Origin of the sequence: Streptomyces sp. H39-C1, from assembly GCF_027158125.1 — a bacterium.
Classification (GTDB): Bacteria; Actinomycetota; Actinomycetes; order Streptomycetales; family Streptomycetaceae; genus Actinacidiphila; species Actinacidiphila fildesensis.
On sequence record NZ_JAPVLS010000016.1, the window covers coordinates 26,195 to 50,580 of the forward strand.

Below are 24,386 nucleotides of genomic sequence, written 5' to 3' on the forward strand. Positions count from 1 at the left end.
CCCGCCGTTGCGCCACACGCCTGCCGGCGGGGTGCGGGTACGTCGGCGCCTGTCCCGCCGTTGCGCCTGCGGCGGGCTTTCTCCACCCCCCCGCCCCTTGCTCGTATGGGCGGATGCGCGTCGGCACCCGTCCGCAGACTCGGCGCGCAGGCGCAAGGGACCCGAGGGCGGTGTTCCCGCCCACGACCCGCACAGACGGGCTGTGACGTGAGGCCCCCGACTCCGTCACCCCGCCCGCAGAACGCCCAACACCCGCTCCACATCCGCAGACCCGTTGTACAGATGAAACGCGAACCGCAGATTCCCCGCCCGCGCCGCCAACTCCACCCCCGCCTCCTCCAACCGCCCCGCCACCCAACCCGGCAACCCCGGAACCGACACGATCGCCGACCCACCCTCCCCGATCGCCGGGAACCCCAACTCCGCCATCCCGTCCCGGAACGCCGTAGCCAGCGACACGTCATGCGCGTGGATCGCCTCCACCCCCGCCTCCTCGATCAGCGCCAGCGACTCCGCCACCGCCACGAACCCCAGATACGCCGGCGACGCGTCGAACTGCCGCGCCGTCGTCGCCAGTCGGGCGATCGGGCCGTAGCACTCCGCCCAGGGGTCGTCCCCCGCGTACCAGCCGGCGAACGCGGGGGAGAGGCCGTCCTCGGTGCCGGGGCGGACGGTGAGGAAGGAGACGCCGTGCGCGCCGAGGAGCCACTTGAAGGAGCCGCAGACGAGGTAGTCGTAGTCGTCGGCGCGCAGGGGGAGCCAGCCGGCCGCCTGGGTGGCGTCGACGAGGGTGCGGGCGCCGTGCGCGGCGGCCGCGGCGCGGATCGCCGGGAGGTCGGCGACGCGGCCGTCGGCCGACTGGACGGCGCTGACGGCGACGAGCGCCGTCCCCGGCCGCACCTCGGCCGCCAGGCCGGCCAGCGGGACGGAGCGCAGGGCCAGGTCACCGCGGCCGGCGAACGGGTTCACCAGGGAGCTGAAGTCGCCGTCGGCGACGAGCACTTCGGAGCCCGCCGGCAGCGCCGCGGCGATCTTGCCGACGCTCGTGGAGACGGTCGAGCCGATGGCGACCCGGTCGACGGAGGTGGACAGCAGCCGGGCGAACGACGCGCGGGCGGCGCCGACGGCGGCCTCGTACCGGTCGAGGGGCGGCCGCCCGGCGGCCCAGTCGTCGATGGCGGTACGCAGGGCTTCGGCCGTCCGGGTGGGCGGCAGCCCCATGGTGGCGGTGTTCAGGTACGTGATGCCCGGCGCGATCGAGGAGAACGCGCCGCCGGCCGGCCCGGAGTTCGGTAGGGAGTCCATGCCTCCTGAGCCTGCCGCGCCCCGCTCTCAAAGTCCACGACCAATAACTTCGAAGTATCCCCAAGTATCGCTTATGGTTGAAGCATGATCGAGGCACGTCATCTCAGGGTGCTCCGCGCCGTGGCCAGGACCGGTTCGTTCTCCGCCGCCGCCCGGGAGCTGGGCTGTACCCAGCCCGCAGTCAGTCAGCAGATGAAGGCCCTGGAGCTGTCCGCCGGGACCACCCTGCTGATCAGGACCGGCCGGGAGATGCGGCTGACGGAGGCCGGCGAGGCGCTGGTCCGGCACGCGGCCGGGATCCTGGCGGGCCTGACGGCCGCCGAGGAGGAGGTCGCGGCCATCGCGGGGCTGCGCGCCGGACGGGTGCGGCTGTCGTCGTTCCCGTCGGGCAGCTCGACGCTGGTGCCCACCGCGGTCGCGGGGATGCGCGCCGCGCACCCCGGCACGAAGATCTCGCTGGTGGAGGCGGAGCCGCCGAAGTCGGTGGAGATGCTCCGTGCGGGGGACTGCGACATCACGCTGGCGTTCCGCTACGTGGATCTGCCGACCGCTGCGGAGGAGCAGTGGGACGACCTGGTCGTCCGGCCGCTGCTGACCGACCGGCTGGTCGGCCTGGTGCCCGCCGGGCACCGGCTCGCGGCCGGGGACCGGCCGGTGCGCATCGAGGAGCTGGCGGAGGAGGAGTGGATCGCGGGCTGCCCGCGCTGCCGCCGCCATCTGGTGGAGGTGTGCGAGCGCGCGGGCTTCACCCCGCGCATCGACTTCGCGACGGACGACTATCCGGCGGTGGTGGGCCTGGTCGCGGCCGGGCTCGGGGTGGCGGTGCTGCCGGAGCTGGCGCTGGAGGCGGTGCGCCCCAAGGGCGTCGCGGTGCTGGAGGTGCTTCCGGCCGTGCAGCGTGAGGTGGTGGCCCTCACACTGCCCGACCTGGCCCATGTGCCGGCCGTGGACATGATGCTCGGCCGCCTCGCGCGGGCGGGCCTGCGGTAGGTCAGGGCGTCACACCCGCCCGGGCCTGGCAGGCACGGCTGTGCCCGTAGCCGCGCGGAGAACCGCGGAAGCCGCGCGGACGAGTGCGGAAGCCGGCCACAGGCGACGAAGCCGCGCGCCGGAGGCGCCGACGTCGCGCACGGGACGTGCCGAACCCGCGCGGGACGCGCATACGCGCCGAAGAAACGATTCTTCAGTTCGTCGGCTGCATGGTGAGCAGCCGGTGCCGCGAGCGGCCCATCATCTCTTCGCGCTCATCCTCCGTCAGCCCGCCCCACACTCCGTAGGGCTCCCGTACGGCCAGCGCGTGCGTCGCGCACTCCGCGCGTACCGGGCACCGCATGCAGACCTCCTTGGCGGAGGCCTCGCGGGCGCTTCGGGCGGCGCCGCGCTCGCCTTCTGGGTGGAAGAACAGGGAGCTGTCGACGCCGCGGCAAGCCGCGACGAGCTGCCAGTCCCATAGATCGGCGTTCGGGCCCGGAAGGCGGGAGAAGTCTGCCATTGCTCATCCCCTCGAAGGGTGTGTTGAGGAGCCAGGGTCCTGTCCGGTCGCTGCCCGGACCGTCCGAGTCCGGTCGCTGCCGGCTGGACACGCTCCAGGTGCTCTCGACCGTACATCTACTGTCTAAGTAGATGTAAATATGACTCATCACAAATTTAGCCGCGAACACCGTGCAATGCGCCAAAGAGCATCCAAATAGTGCAAACTCCGACATAAGACCCGTTCGGCGGGATGCATGTCCGGCAAGTGGGCGCGCGAAGTGCTTCCGGGCCCGATCCCAGTGCGCCCTCTGGACCTGCGATGCGGCTGATCCGTATTCGTTCCCTCACGTAGAGTGCTGGCTACGGCAGCCAAACTCCGTAACTCTTTCGAGTGAGGGTCGTTGAGAGTGCGGAAGTGGTTGGCGGACGAACGATTCGGGCAGGTGCCCGACGCCGTCAGCCCCAACGGTGAAGTTTCGTACAGCCTGGAGGCTCAACGTGACGCGGTTCAGCTGCGGAGGGCGGGCATGACTTCCGTCCTCGTCTGTGACGACTCCCCGCTCGCCCGAGAGGCCCTGCGCCGCGCGGTCGCGACCGTGCCCGGCGTCGAGCGTGTAACGACCGCGGCCAACGGCGAGGAAGTCCTCCGCCGCTGGGGCGCCGACCGCTCGGACCTCATTCTCATGGATGTCCGGATGCCCGGCCTCGGCGGTGTCGAGACCGTGCGCCGGCTGCTCTCGGCGGACCCGGGCGCCCGCATCATCATGCTCACCGTCGCCGAGGACCTGGACGGCGTGGCGCTCGCCGTCGCGGCCGGTGCCCGGGGGTACCTGCACAAGGACGCCTCGCGCGCCGAACTGCGGGCCACCGTCACCCAGGCGCTCGCCGACCCGACCTGGCGGCTGGCCCCGCGCCGGCTGCGCTCCGCCGAGATGGGCGCCGCGCCGACCCTGACCGCGCGCGAGATCCAGGTGCTCGAGGGCATGAGCCATGGACGGTCCAACGCCGAGATCGGCCGCGAGCTGTTCCTCTCCGAGGACACCGTCAAGACGCACGCCCGGCGGCTGTTCAAGAAACTCGGTGCGTCGGACCGGGCCCACGCCGTGGCGCTCGGGTTCCGCTGGGGCCTGGTCCGCTAGGCCGTGTCTGACAAATCCCGCCTGGCCCGGGACGCCTGGTACGCACGCTCGCTGCGTTGTCGGGCTCATCCACGTACCCCGGTACGAGGACGACCCTCCGCCTTGCGATCGCACGCACCAGACGCCCCGGGCCCCGCCCTTCGGGCGGACGCCGCTATTTGTCAGACCCGGCCTAGGAACCAGGGCCATGGGCGGTGGGCTTACGGGTGGAGCCGCCCCGCTCGTACCGGTTTCCCGAGCGAGGACGCATGCTTGACGTATGGACTTCCTCGGGGATCGGCGGGCGGGGCAGCGGGGGGACGCCGTGAAGGCGGCCGACGCCCCCGCGCATAACGCTTCGGTGCACAAGGACTCACGCGATGCGGCAGAACGTCCTGCGGCCATGCACCATGGACCGATGCGAGACGAGGCCAACGGCGACAACGCAGCCTTCGGCGCCCTCGTCCGCCGTGCGGTCGATGGTGACGAGCAGGCGACCCATGATCTGCTGGCCCTGGTGCACCCGCTGGCCGAGCGGTATTGCCGCGGCCGTTTGTCCCGGTTGCCCGGTGATGCTCGTCACTTCGTGGACGACCTCGCCCAGGAGGTCTGCCTCGCCGTGCTGTGCGCGCTGCCGCGCTATCGCGACCAGGGGCGGCCGTTCGAGGCATTCGTCTTCGCCATCGCCGCCCACAAGGTCGCGGATCTGCAGCGGGCCGCCATGCGCGGCCCGGGCAGCACCGCCGTGCCCTCCGACGAGATGCCGGAGAAGCCGGACGACTCGCTCGGCCCCGAGGAGCGCGCACTGCTCAGCAGCGACGCGGCCTGGGCCAAGAAGCTGCTCGCCAACCTTCCCGAGCACCAGCGGGAACTGGTGCTGCTGCGGGTCGCGGTCGGCCTCAGCGCCGAGGAGACCGGGCAGGTGCTGGGGATGTCGCCCGGAGCCGTCCGGGTCGCCCAGCACCGTGCCCTCAGCAGGCTGCGCGCCATCGCGGAGGAGTCCGCGGAGGCGTCGACCGGCGGCGATCCCCGAGGTCTCAGCGCGTAGGACCTGTCCCAGCGCCGGTGGTGCTCCCCGGGGTCCCGGCTTCGGCGCCGGGAATGCCCGCGGAGTCCACTAGCATTGAACAACTCGCCGGGCAAGACCATTGGGAAGGTGTCATGACTCTGAACGCCGCAGGGGTACCCGAGAAATTCGCGATGCTCGGCCTCACGTACGACGACGTGCTGCTGCTGCCGGGCGCCTCCGAGGTGCTCCCGAACCAGGTCGACACCGCCTCCCGGATCTCCCGCAACGTCCGGGTCAACATCCCGCTGCTGTCCGCCGCCATGGACAAGGTCACCGAGGCGCGGATGGCCATCGCCATGGCGCGGCAGGGCGGCGTGGGCGTGCTGCACCGCAACCTGTCCATCGAGGACCAGGTCAACCAGGTCGACCTCGTGAAGCGCTCCGAGTCCGGCATGGTCACCGACCCGATCACCGTGCACCCGGACGCGACGCTCGCCGAGGCGGACGCGCTCTGTGCCAAGTTCCGCATCAGCGGTGTCCCGGTCACCGACGCCGCGGGCAAGCTGCTCGGCATCGTCACCAACCGCGACATGGCCTTCGAGAGCGACCGCTCGCGCCAGGTGCGCGAGGTCATGACGCCGATGCCGCTGGTCACCGGCAAGGTCGGCATCTCCGGCGTGGACGCGATCGGCCTGCTGCGCCGCCACAAGATCGAGAAGCTTCCGCTGGTCGACGACGAGGGCCGGCTCAAGGGCCTGATCACCGTCAAGGACTTCGTCAAGGCCGAGAAGTACCCGCTCGCCGCCAAGGACGCCGAGGGCCGGCTGCTGGTCGGCGCGGCCGTCGGCGCCAGCCCGGAGGCGCTGGAGCGCGCCCAGGGCCTGGTCGCGGCCGGTGTGGACTTCCTGATCGTGGACACCTCGCACGGGCACAACAGCAACGCGCTGAGCTGGATCTCCAAGATCAAGTCGAGCGTCTCGGTGGATGTCATCGGCGGCAACATCGCCACCCGTGACGGTGCCCAGGCCCTGATCGACGCGGGCGCCGACGGCGTCAAGGTCGGCGTCGGCCCCGGCTCCATCTGCACCACCCGCGTGGTCGCCGGCATCGGCGTCCCGCAGGTCACCGCGATCTACGAGGCGGCGGTGGCCTGCCAGGCCGCGGGCGTCCCGGTCATCGGCGACGGCGGCCTGCAGTACTCCGGCGACATCGGCAAGGCCCTCGCGGCCGGCGCCGACACCGTGATGCTCGGCAGCCTGCTGGCCGGCTGTGAGGAGAGCCCCGGCGAGCTGCTCTTCATCAACGGCAAGCAGTTCAAGTCGTACCGCGGCATGGGTTCGCTCGGCGCGATGCAGTCCCGCGGCCAGGGCATGTCGTACTCCAAGGACCGCTACTTCCAGGCCGAGGTCTCCTCGGACGACAAGCTGGTCCCCGAGGGCATCGAGGGCCAGGTCCCGTACCGCGGCCCGCTCTCCGCGGTGCTGCACCAGCTGGTCGGCGGTCTGCGCCAGACCATGGGCTACGTGGGCGCCGCCAGCATCGACGAGATGGCGACCAAGGGGCGCTTCGTGCGGATCACCTCCGCCGGCCTCAAGGAGTCCCACCCGCACGACATCCAGATGACCGTCGAGGCGCCGAACTATCACGGGCGCTGACCTGCGGGAGAACGTCAGCGGAAGCCCGCAGACCGATGGTCTGCGGGCTTCCGCTTGCCCGCTCGGGGATACTGGGCGGGTAGACCAGCGAAGAAGGGCCAACAGTGACTGAGATCGAGATCGGGCGGGGCAAGCGCGGCCGCAGGGCGTACGCATTCGACGACATCGCCGTCGTCCCCAGCCGCCGCACCCGGGACCCGAAGGAGGTCTCGATCGCCTGGCAGATCGACGCCTACCGCTTCGAGCTCCCCTTCCTCGCCGCCCCGATGGACTCCGTGGTCTCGCCCGAGACCGCGATCCGCATCGGAAACCTGGGCGGCCTGGGCGTGCTCAACCTCGAGGGTCTGTGGACCCGGTACGACGACCCGGAGCCGCTGCTCGCCGAGATCGCCGAACTGGACGAGACGGCCGCGACCGCCCGCCTCCAGGAGATCTACTCGGCGCCGATCCGGGAAGAGCTGATCGGGCAGCGCATCAAGGAGGTGCGTGACGCCGGTGTCGTGACCGCCGCCGCGCTCTCCCCGCAGCGCACCGCGCAGTTCTCCAAGGCCGTCGTGGACGCGGGCGTGGACATCTTCGTGATCCGCGGCACCACCGTGTCGGCCGAGCATGTCTCGGGCTCGCACGAGCCGCTCAACCTGAAGCAGTTCATCTACGAGCTGGACGTGCCGGTCATCGTCGGCGGCTGCGCCACGTACACCGCGGCGCTGCACCTGATGCGGACCGGCGCCGCCGGTGTGCTGGTCGGCTTCGGCGGCGGCGCCGCGCACACCACGCGCGCCGTGCTCGGCATCCAGGTGCCGATGGCGACCGCGGTCGCCGATGTCGCGGCCGCCCGCCGCGACTACATGGACGAGTCCGGCGGCCGGTACGTGCACGTCATCGCGGACGGCGGCTTCGGCTCCAGCGGCGACCTGCCGAAGGCGGTCGCCTGCGGCGCCGACGCCGTGATGATGGGCTCCCCGCTGGCCCGCGCCACGGACGCGCCGGGGCGCGGCTTCCACTGGGGCATGGAGGCGGTCAACCCGGAGCTGCCGCGCGGCAAGCGCATGAACCTCGGCACCGCCGGCACCACCGAGGAGATCCTGCTCGGTCCGTCGCACGCGCCGAACGGGTCGATGAACTTCTTCGGGGCGCTGCGCCGTTCGATGGCCACGACGGGTTACTCGGACCTGAAGGAGTTCCAGCGGGTCGAGGTGACGGTGTCGCCTGCGCATCGTCGCTGACGCGCTGACGTTGTGACGCGCTGACGTTGTGACGTGAAGGGGCCCGGATCGCTGTGGTGCAGCGGTCCGGGCCCCTTTGCGTTTGTGGTGCGGTCGGGGGACGGGGCCTCCGGGGCGGGGCTTCGAAATCGACTATTTAGGGCCTGGCGGCCCTCAAATAGCTCGGCAGCATTTCGAAACCCCACCCCTGCGGCCCCGTCCCCCTCACGTCCAAGCGTGCCTGTGCGGGAGGGGAGGGGGACGGTCCCGGCCCCCTCACGTCACCACATCCTGTGCGGGAGGGTGAGGGGGGACGGTCCCGGCCCCCTTGCGTCACATCTGCTGCTGCGGGCTGCGTCAGCTCGCTACGCGCTTGGCGATGACGAAGCCCTCGAGGCCGGCGATGCCGAAGAACAGGATGTCCATGCCGCCGAGGGACTCCTTCCAGGCCTGCTGCACGATGTCGTAGTGATCCGTGAGGATCGTCATGACGCCGGGGGCGCCCGGGGAGTCGGCGAGCAGCAGGGTGATGCCGAAGACCTGGCCGAGGTAGACGCCGAGCAGGGCGAGCGGGATGCCGATGACCGGCAGGACCGGGTTGCGGCCGCCGACCTTGCCGAGTGCGGCACCGACCAGCGCGCCGACACCCAGGGCCGCGTAGCCGATCTCGTGCTCGGTCACCTTGATGAGCCCGCCGTACGCCAGGGCGCCGACGATCATCGCGAGGATGCCGACGAGGATGCCGAGGCCCACGTTGTTGGTGGCCGGCGGCAGCGGGGCGGGCGGCGGGTAGCCGCCGAAGCCGCCCGGCTGCTGCGGCTGCTGGCCGAACGGGTTGCCGCCCTGCGGCGGGACGACGCCCGGCTGCTGGCCGTAGGGGTTGCCGCCCTGCGGCGGCTGCGGCGGTGGGTACGACTGGCTCATGGTGGGGTCCCCCGGGGATGGAAGGTTTGCATCGCACAGAAGTGTGGCGTGCGAACAATGGCCCCGAAGGCTAGCAGCCGGATATGACAGTGCGACAAGACGTTTCAGCGGGCCGTTACGCGACCGCTACCGGTCCGCTACAAGCGGGCCGCGGCTCCTACCGGGGTGGCGCCGCGGGTGTCGAGGAGCAACTGGGCCTTGACGGCGAGGCCTTGGAGATCGTAGGTGCGGTGATGCTGCAGCAGGAGGGTCAGATCGGCGTCGGCGGCGGCTTCCCAGAGGGAGTCGGCGCGGGGGATGGGGCGGTCCAGGACGCGCCATTCGGGGACGTACGGGTCGTGGTAGCAGATCTGGGCGCCCAGTTCGATGAGGCGGGAGCCGATCTCGCGGGCGGGGGCGTTCTCCTGGTCGGCCAGATCGGCCTTGTACGTGACGCCGAGCAGCAGGACGCGGGCGCCGCGCAGTGACTTGCCGTGCTCGTTCAGCAGGGCGGCCGCGCGCTGGACGACGTAGCGCGGCATCCGCCCGTTGACCTCCTGGGCCAGTTCGACGATGCGCAGCGGGTAGCCGGGGGTGCGGGCCCGGGTGGCGACGTAGTTGGGGTCGAGGGCGACGCCCGGTCCGCCGACGCCGGGGCCGGGGCGGAAGGCCTGGAAGCCGAACGGCTTGGTCTCGGCGCAGCGGATGACGTCCCACAGGTCGACGCCGACGTCGTGGCAGAAGACCGCCATCTCGTTGGCGAAGGCGATGTTGACGTGCCGGTAGTTGGTCTCCAGCAGCTTGACGGTCTCGGCCTCGCGCAGCCCGCGGGCGCGGACGACGCGTTCGACGAAGCGCCCGTAGAACGCGGCGGCGGCCTCGGTGCAGGCGGAGGTGTAACCGCCGATGACCTTGGGGGTGTTGGGGATGTGGTGGTCGCGGCTGCCGGGGTCGACGCGGCTGGGGGAGTAGGCGAGATGGAAGTCGCGGCCGGCCCGCAGGCCGGACTCCTCCAGGATCGGGAGGAGGAATTCCTCGGTGGTGCCGGGGTAGGCGGTGGATTCGAGCACCACGGTGGTGTGCGCCCGCAGATGCGTGGCGAGCGCCCGTGCGGCGGCCGCCACGGCGCTGAGGTCGAGGGCGCGGTCGGCGCCGAGCGGGGTCGGGGCGCAGATCACGGCGGTCCTGACCCGGCCGAGCACGGAGGGGTCGGAGGTGGCGCGGAATCCGGTGGCGAGCATCCGGCGGATGTCGGCGGCGGCGAGGGAGCCGGCCGGTACGCGGCCGGCGTTGATGTCCGCGGCGGTGTTCTCGTCGGCGTCGTATCCGATGACGCCGATTCCGGCGGCGGCTGCCGCTTGGGCGAGGAGGATCCCGGCGCGGCCGAGTCCGATGACGGCGAGGTCTGCGGGCATGGGGGTCAGTCCTCTCCCTAGCAGCCACGAATGGCTTCAAAACAGGCTAACCAGACATAAGGCTGATATGACCGCACGGCGCGCCGGTACTGCGGGGTACTCGTCCACGGATCCGGCGCCGGTCCGGGGGCGCCCGGGCGTGCAAAGGTGGCTGTCGGCCCCTGTGGCGGTCACTATCGAGTGACGGGGCGCACGCACCTGCTCCACAACAGGAGGCACGAATGCGGACGACAACACTGGGCCCGGCCGAGCGCGAGGCGGCACTCGCCCGGATGGCGGACGAGGAGCTCGACATCCTGGTCGTGGGCGGCGGCGTCGTCGGGGCCGGTACGGCGCTCGACGCGGCGACCCGCGGGCTGTCGACCGGCCTGGTCGAGGCGCGGGACTGGGCGTCCGGCACCTCCAGCCGCTCCAGCAAGCTGATCCACGGCGGTCTGCGCTATCTGGAGATGCTCGACTTCGCCCTGGTGCGTGAGGCGCTCAAGGAGCGCGGCCTGCTGCTGGAGCGGCTCGCACCGCACCTGGTGAAGCCGGTGCCGTTCCTGTACCCGCTGCAGCACAAGGGCTGGGAGCGGTTCTACGCCGGCTCGGGCGTCGCCCTGTACGACGCCATGTCGTTCTCGTCGGGCCACGGCCGCGGGCTGCCCGTGCACCGCCATCTGACACGTAAGCACGCGCTGCGGGTCGCCCCCGCCCTCAAGAAGGACGCCCTGGTCGGCGCGTTGCAGTACTACGACGCCCAGATGGACGACGCGCGCTATGTCACGACGCTGGTCAGGACCGCCTCGGCGTACGGCGCCCAGGTCGCCAACCGGGCGCGGGTGGTCGGCTTCCTGCGGGAGGGCGAACGCGTGGTCGGCGCCCGGGTGCAGGACGTGGAGGGCGGCCGCGAGTACCAGGTGCGGGCCAAGCAGGTCGTGAACGCGACCGGGGTCTGGACGGACGACACCCAGGCGCTGATCGGCGAGCGCGGACAGTTCCACGTCAGGGCGTCCAAGGGGATCCACCTGGTCGTGCCGAAGGACCGCATCCACTCCTCGTCCGGGCTGATCCTGCGGACCGAGAAGAGCGTGCTCTTCGTGATTCCGTGGGGACGGCACTGGATCATCGGCACCACCGACACGGACTGGGACCTCGACAAGGCGCACCCGGCCGCGTCCAGCGCCGATATCGACTATCTGCTCGAACACGTCAACTCGGTGCTCTCCGTCCCGCTGACCAGGGACGACGTCCAGGGTGTGTACGCCGGGCTGCGGCCGCTGCTGGCCGGTGAGTCGGACGCGACGAGCAAGCTCTCACGCGAGCACACCGTGGCGCACCCGCTGCCGGGGCTGGTCGTCGTCGCGGGCGGCAAGTACACGACGTACCGGGTGATGGCGAAGGACGCGGTGGACGAGGCCGTCCACGGGCTCGACCACCGGGTCGCGGAGTGCATCACCGAGGAGGTGCCGCTGGTCGGCGCCGAGGGCTACCACGCGCTGTGGAACGCCCGGGCCCGGCTCGCGGCCCGTACGGGGCTGCACGTCGCCCGGATCGAGCACCTGCTCAACCGGTACGGCGCGCTCGCCGAGGAGGTCCTGCAGCTCATCGTGGAGGATCCGTCGCTGGGCGACGCGCTGCCCGCCGCCGAGGACTATCTGCGGGCCGAGATCGTGTACGCGGCGTCGCACGAGAGCGCCCGGCACCTCGACGACGTGCTGACCCGCAGAACCCGTATCTCGATCGAGACGTTCGACCGCGGCACCCTCAGCGCGCGCGAGGCCGCCGAGCTCATGGCGCCCGTCCTGGGCTGGGACAAGGAGCAGATCGAGAAGGAGGTCGAGCACTACCAGAAGCGCGTCGAGGCGGAGCGCGAGTCGCAGCGGCAGCCCGACGACACGACCGCGGACGCGGCACGGCTGGGCGCGCCGGATATCGTGCCTCTCTAGGGACCAACGGGGGAGCAGAGGGGCGCATGGTGTCTGATCACGCGGAGGCGGGGCGACTCGTCGCCGGCCGGTACCGGCTCGTGGAGCGGATAGGCCGCGGGGGCATGGGCACGGTGTGGCGCGCGGAGGACGAACTGCTCGGCCGCCAGGTCGCGGTCAAGAAGCTGCACCCCCCGCAGCCCCATCTGCACGAGGACGAACTGGCCACCATCTTCGAGCGCACCCGCCGGGAGGCCCGCGCCGCCGCCCGGATCAGCCACCCGAACGTCATCGTCGTGCACGACGTGGTGGACGACGAGGGCCTGCCGTCCATCGTCATGGAGTACGTACCGTCCATGACGCTGGGCGAAGCGCTGAAGAAGCACGGCGCGCTGCCGCCCGTGGAGGCCGCGCGGATCGGCCGCGGCATGGTCGCCGCGCTGCGGGCCGCGCACCGCGCCGGGGTGCTGCACCGCGACGTGAAGCCCGGCAACGTCCTGCTCGGCGGGGACGGCCGGGTGGTGCTGACCGACTTCGGCATCGCCCAGGCGTCCGGCACCTCGACGCTCACCCGCACCGGCGAGCTGATCGGCTCCATCGACTTCCTGTCGCCGGAACGCATCAAGGGCCAGTCGCCCGGCCCGGAGGCCGACCTGTGGGCGCTGGGTGCGACGCTCTATCAGGCGGTGGAGGGGAACTCGCCGTTCCGCCGGGACACCGCGATCGAGACCGCGTACGCCATCTCCGAGGACCCGGTGCTGCCCGCCGCCAACGCAGGGCCGCTGGAACACGTCATCGCCGGGCTGCTCGCCAAGGATCCGCGCGAGCGGATGTCGGCGGAGGAGGCCGAACGGCTGCTGCGGCTGCCGGCGGCCGAGGCGGACACCACGCGCTTCGAGCGCGGCGGCACCGCGTCGACCACCGTCCCGCCCGCCGGGTCCGGATCCGCCCGGCCGGCCGAACCCGCCCGCCCCACCGCCCAGGTGACGGTCGGCCACGGCGCCGAGCCGGTCCCCGACGCCTCCACGGCCGGCCCCGGTGGCACGCCAACCGCCGCTCCCCGGCCGCGGCGCCGGGCCCGGTGGGTCGTCGCGGTGCTCACCGCCGCCGCCGTCGCGGGCGGCGGGACCGCGGCCTTCGCGTACTTCCGGGACGACGGCGGCAGTCCCACCGCGTCCAAGAAGCACACCGCGCCGCCGGTGACCACGACGCTCAGCCCCTCGACGTCCACGACCGCGGAGCCGCCGCCGCTCCCGAAGAACTACCGGCTGGCCACCGAGGCCGCCAAGGGCTTCACCGTGCCGGTGCCGAAGGGCTGGCGGCGCTCGGTGGCGGACGGTGAGGTCAACTACATCGATCCCACCGGGCTCGTGGGGCTCAAGTTCAGCGTCCTGGACTACGCCGGTCCCGACCACCTCGCGCACTTCAAGTCCCTGGAGACCAAGGTGCGCGACACCCTGGCCGGCTATCACCAGGAGCGCATGCAGCCGACGACCGTATTCGGACAGAACGCCGCTATTTGGCAGTTCACGTTCAAAGGCAGTAAACGCGACTATCGGGCCATAGATCTGGGATTCGGCAAGGAAGGCGAACGCGAGTTCGCCATCTACCTTTCCGCTCCCAAGTCCCAATGGGACGAGTACAAGCCGGTGTTCGACAACGCCGTGGCCGGTTTCCGGCCGTCCGCGCAGTAAGCCGGGTTCGCTTCCGAGGCCTCCGGTCGGCGATGATGGGACCCACATCACCAGTGACCGCAGGGGAATTCATGGGCCAGGCGCAAGGCACCGACGGACGTCTCCTCGCCGACCGGTACCGGCTCGGCGAGGTCCTCGGCAAGGGCGGCATGGGAACGGTCTGGCGCGCGGAGGACGAAACCCTCGGCCGGACCGTCGCCGTCAAGGAGTTGCGCTTCCCCGGAAATGTCGACGAGGACGAGAAGCGCCGGCTGGTCACCCGGACCCTGCGCGAGGCCAAGGCCACCGCGCGGATCCGCGGCACCGGCGCGGTCACCGTGTTCGATGTCGTCGAGGAGGACGACCGGCCGTGGATCGTCATGGAACTGGTCGAGGGCCGCTCGCTGTCCGACGCCATCCGTGAGGACGGCCCGCTGACGCCCAAGCGCGCCGCCGAGGTGGCCCTGGTCGTGCTCGACGTGCTGAAGGCCGCGCACAAGGAGGGCATCCTCCACCGCGACGTCAAGCCCTCCAACGTGCTCATCGCCGACGACGGCCGCGTGGTGCTCAGCGACTTCGGCATCGCGCAGATCGACGGCGACCCCTCCGTCACCTCGACCGGCATGCTCGTCGGTGCCCCCTCGTACATCTCGCCGGAGCGCGCCCGCGGCCAGAAGCCGGGCCCGCCGGCGGACCTGTGGTCGCTCGGCGCCCTGCTCTACGCATCGGTCGAGGGCCGCCCGCCCTACGACAAGGGCTCGGCCATCGCCACCCTGACCGCCGTCATGACCGAGCCGGTCGGCCCCATGGAGAACGCGGGCGCGCTCGCGGACGCCATCCACGGCCTGCTCATCAAGGACCCGGCGGAGCGCCTGGACGACGCGGGCGTCCGCACCCTGCTCACCCGCGTCGCCAACGCGCCGCAGCACCCGGCCGGTCCGGCGCTCGACGCGGGGGCCTCCGCGACCCGCACCATCGCGCTGCCCCCGGACCCGCAGCCCACCCCGACCGACGCACCGCCCGCCACCCGTAAGGCCGCCGCCGACCAGGCCCGGGTCCGCAACGCGCTGCGCTCGGTGCGCGGCGCCGCCACGGCCGCCGGTACCGCCACCGCAGCCAAGGCGACAAAGGCGGCGAAGGCGGCGAAGGCAGCGAAGCCGAGACCGGCGGCCGAGCCGGGGGAGCCCGGCACCAAGCCGAAGGCGCCGCGCGCGCCGATCACCGACGTCGTACCGCGCCGGGTGCTGCTCATCGCCCTCGTCGCCGTCGCCCTCGCCGTCATCGGCACCGCGATCGGCTTCGCACTGGCCAACGGCGGGGACGGCGACAACGCGCCCGACTCCAAGCCGGGTTCCGCGTCCTCCGCCCCGGGCAAGGCGGGCGACGGCAAGACGGCGCCGACCACCCCGAAGGGGAGCACCGGCGGCACCGGACAGCAGCCGTCGACCAACCCGGGCGCGGCGACGAGCGCGGGCACCACGGCCGGCACGAGCGCGGGTACCACCGCGGGCACGGGCGGCGCGAACCCGCCGGCGGGCACGGACAACAAGGTGCCGGCCGGCTACAACGTCGTGACCGCGGGCCACTTCTCCATCGCGCTGCCCGCGGGCTGGAAGAAGACAGGAAGCGCGGGCGCCGACAGCTTCATATTCAGCGCCGACGGCGGTTTCCCGCGCGTGCAGATCGACTTCACCGACGAGCCGGGCAACAACGCGGCGGCCGACTGGTTCGCGCACGAGTCCGCGGTGGCTTCCGCCAGCAGCGGCTACCACCGGGTGTCGATCGGCAACGTCGCCTTCAACGGCTACCCCAGCGCCGCCGACTGGGACTTCCTGCGGACCGAGAAGGGCGGCCTCAAGGGCCGGGTCCTGAACCGCGGGTTCGTCGTCAACGATCACCAGGGTTTCGCCATCATGTTCTCCGCGCCCGCCGACCAGTGGGACACCCCCGCCATCGTGCAGATGCGCCAGACGTTCTTCGCCACCTTCAAGCCGTCCAACTGATCTGCGCAGAGCGGGTCACGGGGCATGCCTCCGGCACGTATCGTGAAAGCTCGCGGACTGTCCGCAGCCAGATTCCATCCGGACCGGACCGGATCTGACGCTTTTGGGGAGGCGTCGTGGACGAATACGCGGGTCGCGTACTCGCCGACCGCTACCGCCTGCCCCGGCCACCCGCGGACGAGTACGAACTGGTCGAAACGCGCGCCTTCGACACGTACAGCGGCCAGGAGGTCCTGGTCCGCCAGGTGCTGCTGCCGGAGATCGTCAGCGCGGAACTGATGGGGCCGGGGCCGTACGGTGACCAGCCGGGCCACGGCCAGGACCGCACGAGCGACAGCGCGCAGCGCGCGCTGGACGCCGCGCGGGCCGCCGCCGCGATACCCGATCACCCGCGCCTGGTGCAGGTCTTCGACATCTTCGTCGAGGACGGCAGCCTCTGGATCGCCAGCGAGCTCGTCAACGCCCGGCCGCTCGCGTCGTTACTCGTCGACAAGCGGCTCGGCCACTACCGCGCCGCCGAGGTCGCCTCGGACGTGCTGGTGGCGCTGCGCGTCCTGCACGCCTACGGCTGGACCCACCGCAACGTCACCGCCAGCACCGTCCTGGTCTGCGACGACGGCCGCGCCATGCTGTCCGGCCTGGCGGCCGGTGCCGCGCAGGAGGCGCTCTGCGGCTACGACCCGGTCCCGGCCGAGGTGATGGCCGGCGGGAACGGCGCCGGCTGGGGCGGACCCGACTCCGCGCTGGAGCAGGAGCGGGCCCGGCAGGCCCGCATCACCGTCGTCGGCCCGGTCACCGAGCGCTGGGCACCGGAACAGGCCACCCCCGTCCATGAGAACTGGCAGCTGGCGCCGCCCGTCGGCCCCGCGGCCGACCTGTGGGCGCTGGGCTCGCTGCTCTTCCGCAGCGTCCAGGGCCACCCGCCGTTCCCCGAGGAGAGCACCCCGGAGCTCGTCCAGCTGGTCTGCGCGGAACCGCCCGCCTTCGCCGAGGAGAGCGGACCGCTGCGGCCCATCGTCGAGTCGCTGCTGCGCCCCGATCCCGAGGAGCGCCCGGACTTCGACGAACTGGAGGGCTGGCTGCGCTCCTTGATCCGGTCCGCGCCCGAACCCGACCTGGGCCTGCGGACGGTGCCGGTCCCGACGGATCCCCGCAAGCTGCCGATCGTCCGGCGCCGGGGCGAGCTGGTCCGTCGCCGCAGGTCCGCGGCGGCCGCGGCCGCCTCCGCCGAGGGGCTGTCCGGGACGACCCACCGGCGCCATGCGCGGGCGAAGCAGGAGCGGTCCGCCCGGCAGGTGAACCAGGCGCAGCCGACCCGGACGAAGGGGCCGCAGCAGAAGACGTCGAAGGAGCGGGCCCCGCGCAGCCTGGGCGCGCGGCTGCTCATCCTCGTGCTGCTCCTGCTGGTCGCGGTGGTGGCGTACGCGCTGGTGATGATGCCGCACAACACCACCGACGACGGCAGCCAGGCCGGTGCGACGACCCGGACCGTCCCGGCGCAGATGCCGGGCTCCGGCTCGGACGACAAGACCGGCAGCAAGGCCCCGACGACCGCACCGACGTCCGCGAAGCCGCCGCCCAGCACCCGGCCCCCGGCGACAAGCGCCCCGCCGGCCACCGATCTCGGCGGCGACTTCGTGCTGCGCACGGACGACGCGGGCTTCACGGTCGCCGTGCACACCGGCTGGCAGCGGCAGGGCAAGAACGCCCAGGACCAGATCCGGTACACCGGCGGTGACTTCCAGCTGATCGTGGTCCCCGGCCGCGACGCGACGTCCGACGCGGGCAGCGACCCGATGGCGTACCAGTCGAACGAACCCGAACTGGCCCCGTTCCGCGCCTCGCAATGGGCCTCGGCCGGCGCGCTCCGGACGCTCGACGTGGGCGGATCGCCCGCGGCGGAGGGCGAGTACAGCTGGCGCGACGGCAGCGGCCACCAGGTCTACGCCCGCAATCTCGCGCTGCTCCAGGACGGCAAGTACCACCTGGTCCTGGTGATCGGCCCGGACGACCAGCGGGCCGACGTCCAGCGGATCTTCGACAAGGCCGCCGAGACGTACCGCCCGGCGGGCTGAACGTGCAGGAGTTCGACCCCGGTCAGGTGGAGCAGCTGCTGGCCGGGGCGCGGTTCGTCGACGATCCTTCCGAGCGGGTCTGTCCCGCGTGCGGGCAGCAGGCGGTGCGCACGTATGTCGACCGCCGGGGAGCGCCGGCGCGGCCGGTGCTGATCACCTACAGCTGGTGTGCCTCCTGCCGCCGGCACAAGGGGTGGACCGGGCCGGATCTCGGGGACCTCGGCTTCGACGATCCGCTCCAGGAGCTGTCCGCGACGGAGCGGGACGCCCTGTCGCGGGATTTCGACGCGTTTCTGCGCAGGCTGGACGCGTTGTGGGAGGAAGGCCGGCTGCCGCAGCGGTTCCGTTGACCTGTCGGTCCGCGGACAAGGCCGCGGGCCCGTGCGGCATGATGGGCGCATGGCGAGCGACGGGGGACACGGCATGTCCCCGTATCGGTCCGGCCTGCCGGGACCCGTCGCCGGCCGGTACCGGATCACCGGGCGGCTGGGCCGCGGCGGTATGGGCACCGTGTGGCGGGCGACCGACGAGCTGCTGGACCGGCAGGTCGCGGTCAAGGAGCTGCACTTCAACGAGGATCTGTCCGAGGCCGAGCAGCAGCTGTACCGGGACCGCGCGCTGCGCGAGGCCCGGAGTGTGGCGCAGATCCGGCATCCGCATGTCGTCGTCCTGCACGACGTGGTCGAGCAGGACGGCCGGCCGTGGATCGTGATGGAGCTGATCGACGGCCGCTCGCTGTCCGACGTGCTCGCCAAGGACGGTCCGGTGGATGCGCGCGAGGCGGCCCGGATCGGCGCCGCGGTGGCGGGCGCGCTGCATGCCGCGCACGAACGCGGGGTGCTGCACCGGGACATCAAGCCGGCCAACGTCCTGATCGAGCGGGACACCGGGCGGGTCGTGCTCACCGACTTCGGGATCGCGCGGGTGTCGGGAACGACGACGCTGACCGAGACCGGGGTGTTCGTCGGTTCGCCCGAGTACACCTCGCCGGAGCGGATGTCCGGGGCGGTGGCGGGGCCGGAGTCCGACCTGTGGTCGGTGGGCGTGCTGCTGTGCGCGTCCGTCGACGGGCACTCGCCGTTCCGCCGCGATTCGATCGGCGGGGTGCTGCACGCCGTCGTCTACGACGAGATCCGCCCGCCCGCCAGTGCCGGCCCGCTGCTGCCGGTGGTCTCCGCGCTGCTGGAGCGCGACACCGGCCGCCGGATGGGAGCGCTCGCGGCGGAGCTGTGGCTGCGCACGTACGCCGAGACCGGCGAGGCGACCGACACGGGACACGTCCCGACCGTCGCCCAGGACACCGTGGTCCCGCCGGATCCCGGCATGGAACCGGCTCAGGACCCGACCCCGCCCCTGACCCCCTCCCCGTTCCCTGTCGCGTCCGAGCTCGCGTCCTCCACGGGCCGGAAGTCCCGCAGGGGAGTGCTGGTGGGCGCGCTGCTCGCGCTGGTCGTCGGGGGTGGCGTGGCCGCCGCCGTGCTGACGATGAACGGTGCCGACGGCAGCGCGGACACCGCGACGCGACCCTCCTCGCCCCCTCCGACGTCCGCGCACACCACGCCGCCCGTCACACCGACCCCCACCCCGGTCCCGGCGGGATTCCGTACCGTCACCGATACGTCGGGCTTCTCCGTCGTGCTCCCCGACGGCTACGACCGGTCGGTCGATCCGCCGCGGATCTACTACTACTCGCCCGGCAAGGAGTTCCGGTTCGGCGTCCGCAACGAGAAGCCGGACCCGAGTGGCCCGATGGCGGTGATGACCGCGCAGCACCGCTCGGGCGCGGCCGCGTACAAGGGGTACCGGGACGGCTTCGTCACCGGGACGACGAAGGACGGCGGACCCGCCGCGCTCTGGGAGTTCACCTGGGACGGCTACCCGGGCGGCGGCGCGCGCCGTACGTTCGACCTGTGCTGGACCGAGAACGGGCGGCAGTACGACATGTGGGTCTCGTCGCCGGTGGAGAAGTCGGAACAGGGACGGCAGACCTTCGACACGGCGCGGAACACCTTCACCCCGCGCTGAGCGGGCGCGGCATGCTCTGAGCTGCGGAAATCAAGATCGCGCCAGCGATTGCTGGCTTAATTGTGCTCGTCAGGTGAAAAGTAGCTACTGATGGGTACCCAGCGGCGCCCATCAGCCGTAATCTCGCCGATATGACGGACTCGCTCGGCACCACGCGCCCCACCGACGGCAACCCGGCGGCCCCCACCACCGCCAGAGGAGCCCAGGACGTCGTCACCCCCGACCTCGTCGCGCGGCTCACGCGTGGCGTCATCGGCAGCGGCCGGACCAGCAACCACACCCCGCTCACCGGCGAGAAGCTCGCCGACCTCCCGGAGGCCACTCCGGACGAGGTCGCCACCGCCTTCGAGCGGGCCCGCGCCGCCCAGCACGCCTGGGCCGCCACGCCGGTACGGCAGCGCGCCGCCGTGCTGCTGCGCTTCCACGACCTGGTGCTCAGTCGGCAGAGCGAGGTCCTCGACCTCATCCAGCTGGAGACCGGCAAGGCCCGGCTGCACGCCCACGAAGAGGTCCAGGCCGTCGTCATGTCCGCCCGCCACTACGGGCGCCGGGCCCCCGCGTACCTCAAGCCCAAGGGTCACGGCGGTGCCGTTCCCGTCCTGACCAAGGTGGTCGAGCTGCGCCAGCCGCGCGGCGTCGTCGGGCAGATCGCGCCCTGGAACTACCCGTTCGAGCTGTCGGTCGGTGACGCGCTCCCCGCCTTCGCCGCGGGCAACGCCGTCGTGATGAAGCCCGACACCGAGACCGCGCTCACCGCCCTGTGGGCGCGCGAGCAGCTCATCGAGGCCGGACTGCCCGCCGACGTCTGGCAGATCGTGATCGGCGAGGGCCCGGTCATCGGCCCGGCCCTCGTCGAGCACGCCGACTACGTCTCCTTCACCGGTTCCACCCGTACCGGCCGCGAGGTCGCCCAGCGCGCCGCCGCCCGGCTGATCGGCGTCTCCCTCGAACTCGGGGGCAAGAACGCCATGCTCGTGCTGCGCGACGCCGACCTCGACAAGGCCGCCGAAGGCGCCGTCCGCGCCTGCTTCGCCTCCGCCGGTCAGCTCTGCGTCTCCATCGAGCGGCTCTTCGTCGACGAGACCGTCGCCGACGCCTTCCTGGAGAAGTTCGCCGCCCGCACCAAGGCGCTCAAGCTCGGCACGGCCCTCGCCTTCGGCGCGGGCATGGGCTCGCTGGCCAGCGAGCGCCAGCAGGAGACCGTCAGCCGGCACGTCGACGAGGCCCGCTCCAAAGGCGCCACCGTCGTGACCGGTGGCCAGGCCCGCCCGGACATCGGCCCCTACGTCTACGAGCCGACGATCCTGGACGGGGTCGAGGCGCCGATGTCGGTCTGCACCGAGGAGACCTTCGGCCCGGTCGTCTCCATCTACCGCTTCCGCGACGAGGACGAGGCCGTCGAGCGCGCCAACGCGACCCCGTACGGCCTCAACTCGGCCGTCTGGACCAAGGACACCCGCCGCGGCGGCCGCATCGCCGCGCGGCTGCGCTCCGGAACCGTCAACGTCAACGAGGGCTACGCCCCCGCGTACGGCAGCGTCCAGGCGCCGATGGGCGGCATGAAGGATTCCGGACTCGGCCGCCGGCACGGCTCCGAGGGCATCCTCAAGTTCACCGAGGCGCAGACCGTCGCGACGCAGCGGCTGCTGCCGATGGCGCCGTCGATGGGCATGGACGACGAGAAGTACGCCGCCTTCATGAGCCGTTCGCTGCGCGCGATGAAGGTGTTCCGGCTGCGCTGACCCACCGAGTGCGGCGCCGGCGACGGCATGGGGCCGGTCTGTGTGAGGGCCCTGTGCGACGGCCTGTGTGACGGCATTTCTGACGGCAGTTCGAAGGCAACATCCGCTACGGAGGAACCTGTGTCGCGTGACCTGCCCGGCTACGACTACGACGTCATCGTCATCGGCTCCGGCTTCGGGGGCTCGGTGTCCGCGCTGCGCCTCACGGAGAAGGGCTACCGCGTCGGCGTACTCGAAGCCGGGCGCCGCTTCACGCGCGAGACGCTGCCCAAGAACTCCTGGGACGTCCGCAACTTCCTCTGGGCGCCGTCGCTCGGCCTCTACGGCATCCAGCGCATCCACCTGCTGAACAACGTCCTCGTGCTGGCCGGCGCGGGCGTCGGCGGCGGATCGCTGAACTACGCCAACACCCTGTACGTGCCGCCGAGGGCGTTCTTCGACGACCGCCAGTGGGGCCACATCACGGACTGGCAGGCGGAGCTCAAGCCGTACTACGACCAGGCCCAGCGCATGCTCGGCGTCCGGCTCAACCCCACGCTCACCCCTTCCGACGTGCACCTGAAGGCCGCCGCCGAGAAGATGGGCGTCGGTGACACCTTCCACATGGCGCCGGTCGGCGTCTTCTTCGGGGACGGCCAGGACGCCGGCGGAGAGGCGAAGGCCGAGCCGGGCGGCGAGGTCGCCGACCCGTACTTCGGCGGCGCGGGCCCGTCCCGGCGCGCGTGCACCGAGTGCGGTGAGTGCATGACCGGCTGCCGGCACGGCGCCAAGAACACCCTCAACGAGAACTACCTGCACCTCGCCGAACAGGCCGGCGCCGTCATCCACCCCATGACGACGGTCGTCGGCCTCTCCGAGGACCCCGCGGGCGGCTACCGTGTCGCGACCGCGCCCACCGACAAGAAGCGCAAGGGCAAGCGAACCGTGCTGCGCGCCCGGCAGATCGTCGTCGCCGCCGGCACGTACGGCACCCAGACGCTGCTGCACACCATGCGCGACGCGGGCGAACTCCCGGGCATCTCCGCGAGGCTCGGCGAGCTCACCCGCACCAACTCCGAGGCCCTGGTCGGCGCCCAGACCGACAACCGCCGCTACCGCAAGGCGCACGGCGCGGCGAAGGTCGACTTCACCAAGGGCGTCGCGATCACGTCCTCGATCCACCCCAACGACAACACCCACATCGAGCCGGTCCGCTACGGCAAGGGCTCCAACTCCATGGGCGCCCTCACCATCCTGCAGGTCCCGCACGGCACCCGCGCCCCCAAGGGGATCGCCTTCGCCGCGGCCTGCGCGCGCCACCCGATGCTCACGCTCCGCTCGCTGTCCAACCGCCGCTGGTCGGAGCGCACCATCATCGGCCTGGTCATGCAGTCGCTGGACAACTCGCTGACCACGTACCGCAAGCCCAAGGGCCTGGGCAAGGGACTGCTCACGGCCAAGCAGGGCCACGGCGCGCCCAACCCCGAGCACATCCCCGAGGGCGCCGAGGCGGCGCGGCTCATCGCCGAGGAGATCAACGGCTTCGCGGGCAGCAACGTGGGCGAGCTCATGGGGACGCCGCTGACCGCCCACTTCCTCGGCGGCTGCGCCATCGGCGAGGACGCCGAGCACGGCGTGATCGACCCGTACCACCGGCTCTACGGGCACCCGGGCATCCATGTCGTCGACGGCGCCGCCGTCTCCGCCAACCTCGGGGTGAACCCTTCGCTCACGATCACCGCGCAGGCCGAGCGGGCGATGTCGTTCTGGCCCAACAACGGGGACGAGGACACCCGCCCGACGCAGGGCGAGGCCTACGTCCGCCTGCCGGCGGTGGAGCCGCGGACCCCGGCCGTCCCGGAGGACGCGTTCGCCGCGCTGCGACTGCCGCTGCTGCCCGTGCCGCCGATCCCGCCGAAGAACGTCTGAGCGGAAGAGGGTCCGAGGGGGAAGGGTCCGAGTGGAGAAGGGTTCGAGTGGAGACGTCCGGGCGCAGCAGGTCCGGGCGCGACCTGTGGCGGCGTGAGGTATGTCACCGGACCGGGACGCCGGACACCGCGCCGGCCGGGGAGGACAGGCCGTACTCCGATCGGGCGTCGGTACTCCGTTCCCGGGGGCGCGGATGAGTAGGGTGGGTTTCGCAGAGCGGCCGGATCCCAGCGTCCTGGGAGCCGACCGCCTCTTTGGAGTTGCGACCGAGCAGCTGTCCCCTGCTGCCCGGTCACGGAGCCCGGAGCGAGGTCCCACGGCCTGCCGCACGAATGGGCAGGCCTCATCGCTCCGAATTGATACCCCGCCCAGCTGCGTCTGAGCGGCATCCTGTTCGTCCACGCGTGGTTGTGGTCGACCGCCCCTGGCTGGCACGGACACCCCATCCAACGAAGGGGCCCCCGGGCCGGTCACGTGCCGTACGGGTGATGCCGCCCGAACGGGCGATCCGCAGAAACGTCACACGCGGCCGCGGCACAGCTCCAGCAGGGTCATCGCGAGGGTCGTCCCGGGCCGGCCCAGCTCGTCGCTGAAGTGGTTCAGCACCTCCATCTCGCGGGACAGGCTCACCCGCCGGCCGCCCGACGCGATGCGGGCCCGCTGGATCTCCGCCGAGACCGCCATCCGTTCCGTGACCAGCGCGATGATCCGGGTGTCGAGATCGTCGATCCGGCCGCGCGCCCCCGTGATCAGGGCCACCGCCTCGTCCGTGCGTGCTCCGGTCCCGGCGGGAGCGGGGGCCGTGGTGACTGCTGCCGTCTGGGTGCTCATCGTGATGTCTCCTGTGATGACTGGGCCGGACCGGGCCCGGAGACGACAGACGCCCCGGACCGAAAGGTCCGGGGCGCCTGGGAAGTCGCTTGTCAGTAGCTCAAGCAGCACGACCATGGCAGCCGGACCAGCCGGTGCC

At 72.0% G+C, this 24,386-nt stretch carries 18 protein-coding genes; 13 read left to right on the forward strand and 5 right to left on the reverse strand.

Annotated elements, in window-relative coordinates; all coding sequences use genetic code 11:
- Nucleotides 1-225: 225 nt before the first annotated feature.
- Complete coding sequence (locus tag O3W51_RS13340; RefSeq protein ID WP_198357078.1) at nucleotides 226-1,305, reverse strand: aminotransferase class V-fold PLP-dependent enzyme; 1,080 nt, start codon at nucleotides 1,303-1,305, stop codon at nucleotides 226-228.
- Nucleotides 1,306-1,389: 84 nt separating this feature from the next.
- On the opposite strand from O3W51_RS13340, the gene O3W51_RS13345 reads away from it, so the two are divergent.
- Nucleotides 1,390-2,295, forward strand: coding sequence for a LysR family transcriptional regulator (locus tag O3W51_RS13345; protein ID WP_198357077.1), 906 nt, complete (start codon nucleotides 1,390-1,392; stop codon nucleotides 2,293-2,295).
- A 193-nt stretch (nucleotides 2,296-2,488) separates the two neighbouring features.
- Here O3W51_RS13345 and O3W51_RS13350 read toward each other — a convergent pair whose 3' ends face one another.
- Entirely contained in the window at nucleotides 2,489-2,797 is a 309-nt protein-coding gene (locus O3W51_RS13350) for a WhiB family transcriptional regulator (protein WP_138352947.1), read from the reverse strand.
- 508 nt (nucleotides 2,798-3,305) lie between these two features.
- Here O3W51_RS13350 and O3W51_RS13355 point away from each other — a divergent pair.
- The 4 genes from O3W51_RS13355 (at nucleotide 3,306) to O3W51_RS13370 (ending at nucleotide 7,786) form a co-directional block, all read left to right on the forward strand.
- Nucleotides 3,306-3,917: a response regulator transcription factor gene (locus tag O3W51_RS13355; protein ID WP_003948568.1), complete on the forward strand. Its 612-nt coding sequence runs from the start codon at nucleotides 3,306-3,308 to the stop codon at nucleotides 3,915-3,917.
- A gap of 397 nt (nucleotides 3,918-4,314) precedes the next feature.
- Complete coding sequence (locus tag O3W51_RS13360) at nucleotides 4,315-4,944, forward strand: sigma-70 family RNA polymerase sigma factor (protein WP_232484674.1); 630 nt, start codon at nucleotides 4,315-4,317, stop codon at nucleotides 4,942-4,944.
- A gap of 113 nt (nucleotides 4,945-5,057) precedes the next feature.
- Nucleotides 5,058-6,560 (forward strand): IMP dehydrogenase, encoded by a 1,503-nt coding sequence (gene guaB, locus O3W51_RS13365; protein ID WP_138352949.1) that lies wholly within the window; start codon nucleotides 5,058-5,060, stop codon nucleotides 6,558-6,560.
- Between the two features lie 104 nt (nucleotides 6,561-6,664).
- A complete protein-coding gene (locus tag O3W51_RS13370; protein WP_138352950.1) occupies nucleotides 6,665-7,786 on the forward strand; it encodes a GuaB3 family IMP dehydrogenase-related protein in 1,122 nt (373 codons plus the stop codon).
- Nucleotides 7,787-8,122: 336 nt separating this feature from the next.
- On the opposite strand, the gene O3W51_RS13375 is transcribed toward O3W51_RS13370, so the two are convergent.
- On the reverse strand, nucleotides 8,123-8,689 hold the full coding sequence (locus O3W51_RS13375; RefSeq protein WP_138352951.1) for a hypothetical protein: 567 nt from the start codon (nucleotides 8,687-8,689) through the stop codon (nucleotides 8,123-8,125).
- Nucleotides 8,690-8,826: 137 nt separating this feature from the next.
- The gene (locus O3W51_RS13380) at nucleotides 8,827-10,083 is read right to left on the reverse strand and encodes a nucleotide sugar dehydrogenase (protein ID WP_138352952.1); all 1,257 of its coding nucleotides are present in this window, start codon (nucleotides 10,081-10,083) and stop codon (nucleotides 8,827-8,829) included.
- A 221-nt stretch (nucleotides 10,084-10,304) separates the two neighbouring features.
- On the opposite strand from O3W51_RS13380, the gene O3W51_RS13385 reads away from it, so the two are divergent.
- The 8 genes from O3W51_RS13385 (at nucleotide 10,305) to O3W51_RS13420 (ending at nucleotide 23,416) form a co-directional block, all read left to right on the forward strand.
- Nucleotides 10,305-12,011 (forward strand): glycerol-3-phosphate dehydrogenase/oxidase, encoded by a 1,707-nt coding sequence (locus tag O3W51_RS13385; RefSeq protein ID WP_138352953.1) that lies wholly within the window; start codon nucleotides 10,305-10,307, stop codon nucleotides 12,009-12,011.
- A 26-nt stretch (nucleotides 12,012-12,037) separates the two neighbouring features.
- The gene (locus tag O3W51_RS13390) at nucleotides 12,038-13,684 is read left to right on the forward strand and encodes a serine/threonine-protein kinase (RefSeq protein WP_198357076.1); all 1,647 of its coding nucleotides are present in this window, start codon (nucleotides 12,038-12,040) and stop codon (nucleotides 13,682-13,684) included.
- Nucleotides 13,685-13,755: 71 nt separating this feature from the next.
- Nucleotides 13,756-15,666 carry a serine/threonine-protein kinase gene (locus O3W51_RS13395; protein ID WP_269285906.1) on the forward strand — a complete coding sequence of 637 codons (1,911 nt, stop codon included), beginning with the start codon at nucleotides 13,756-13,758 and terminating at the stop codon, nucleotides 15,664-15,666.
- Between the two features lie 116 nt (nucleotides 15,667-15,782).
- Nucleotides 15,783-17,741 (forward strand): serine/threonine-protein kinase, encoded by a 1,959-nt coding sequence (locus O3W51_RS13400; protein WP_269285908.1) that lies wholly within the window; start codon nucleotides 15,783-15,785, stop codon nucleotides 17,739-17,741.
- Nucleotides 17,742-17,743: 2 nt separating this feature from the next.
- Nucleotides 17,744-18,091, forward strand: coding sequence for a hypothetical protein (locus O3W51_RS13405; protein ID WP_269285910.1), 348 nt, complete (start codon nucleotides 17,744-17,746; stop codon nucleotides 18,089-18,091).
- 49 nt (nucleotides 18,092-18,140) lie between these two features.
- A complete protein-coding gene (locus O3W51_RS13410; protein ID WP_269285913.1) occupies nucleotides 18,141-19,766 on the forward strand; it encodes a serine/threonine-protein kinase in 1,626 nt (541 codons plus the stop codon).
- 131 nt (nucleotides 19,767-19,897) lie between these two features.
- Nucleotides 19,898-21,508 carry a succinic semialdehyde dehydrogenase gene (locus tag O3W51_RS13415; protein ID WP_269285916.1) on the forward strand — a complete coding sequence of 537 codons (1,611 nt, stop codon included), beginning with the start codon at nucleotides 19,898-19,900 and terminating at the stop codon, nucleotides 21,506-21,508.
- 75 nt (nucleotides 21,509-21,583) lie between these two features.
- Complete coding sequence (locus O3W51_RS13420) at nucleotides 21,584-23,416, forward strand: GMC oxidoreductase (RefSeq protein WP_443048283.1); 1,833 nt, start codon at nucleotides 21,584-21,586, stop codon at nucleotides 23,414-23,416.
- Between the two features lie 519 nt (nucleotides 23,417-23,935).
- Here the strand turns inward: O3W51_RS13420 and O3W51_RS13425 are convergent.
- Nucleotides 23,936-24,247: a chorismate mutase gene (locus O3W51_RS13425; protein WP_138352960.1), complete on the reverse strand. Its 312-nt coding sequence runs from the start codon at nucleotides 24,245-24,247 to the stop codon at nucleotides 23,936-23,938.
- Nucleotides 24,248-24,386 lie beyond the last annotated feature (139 nt).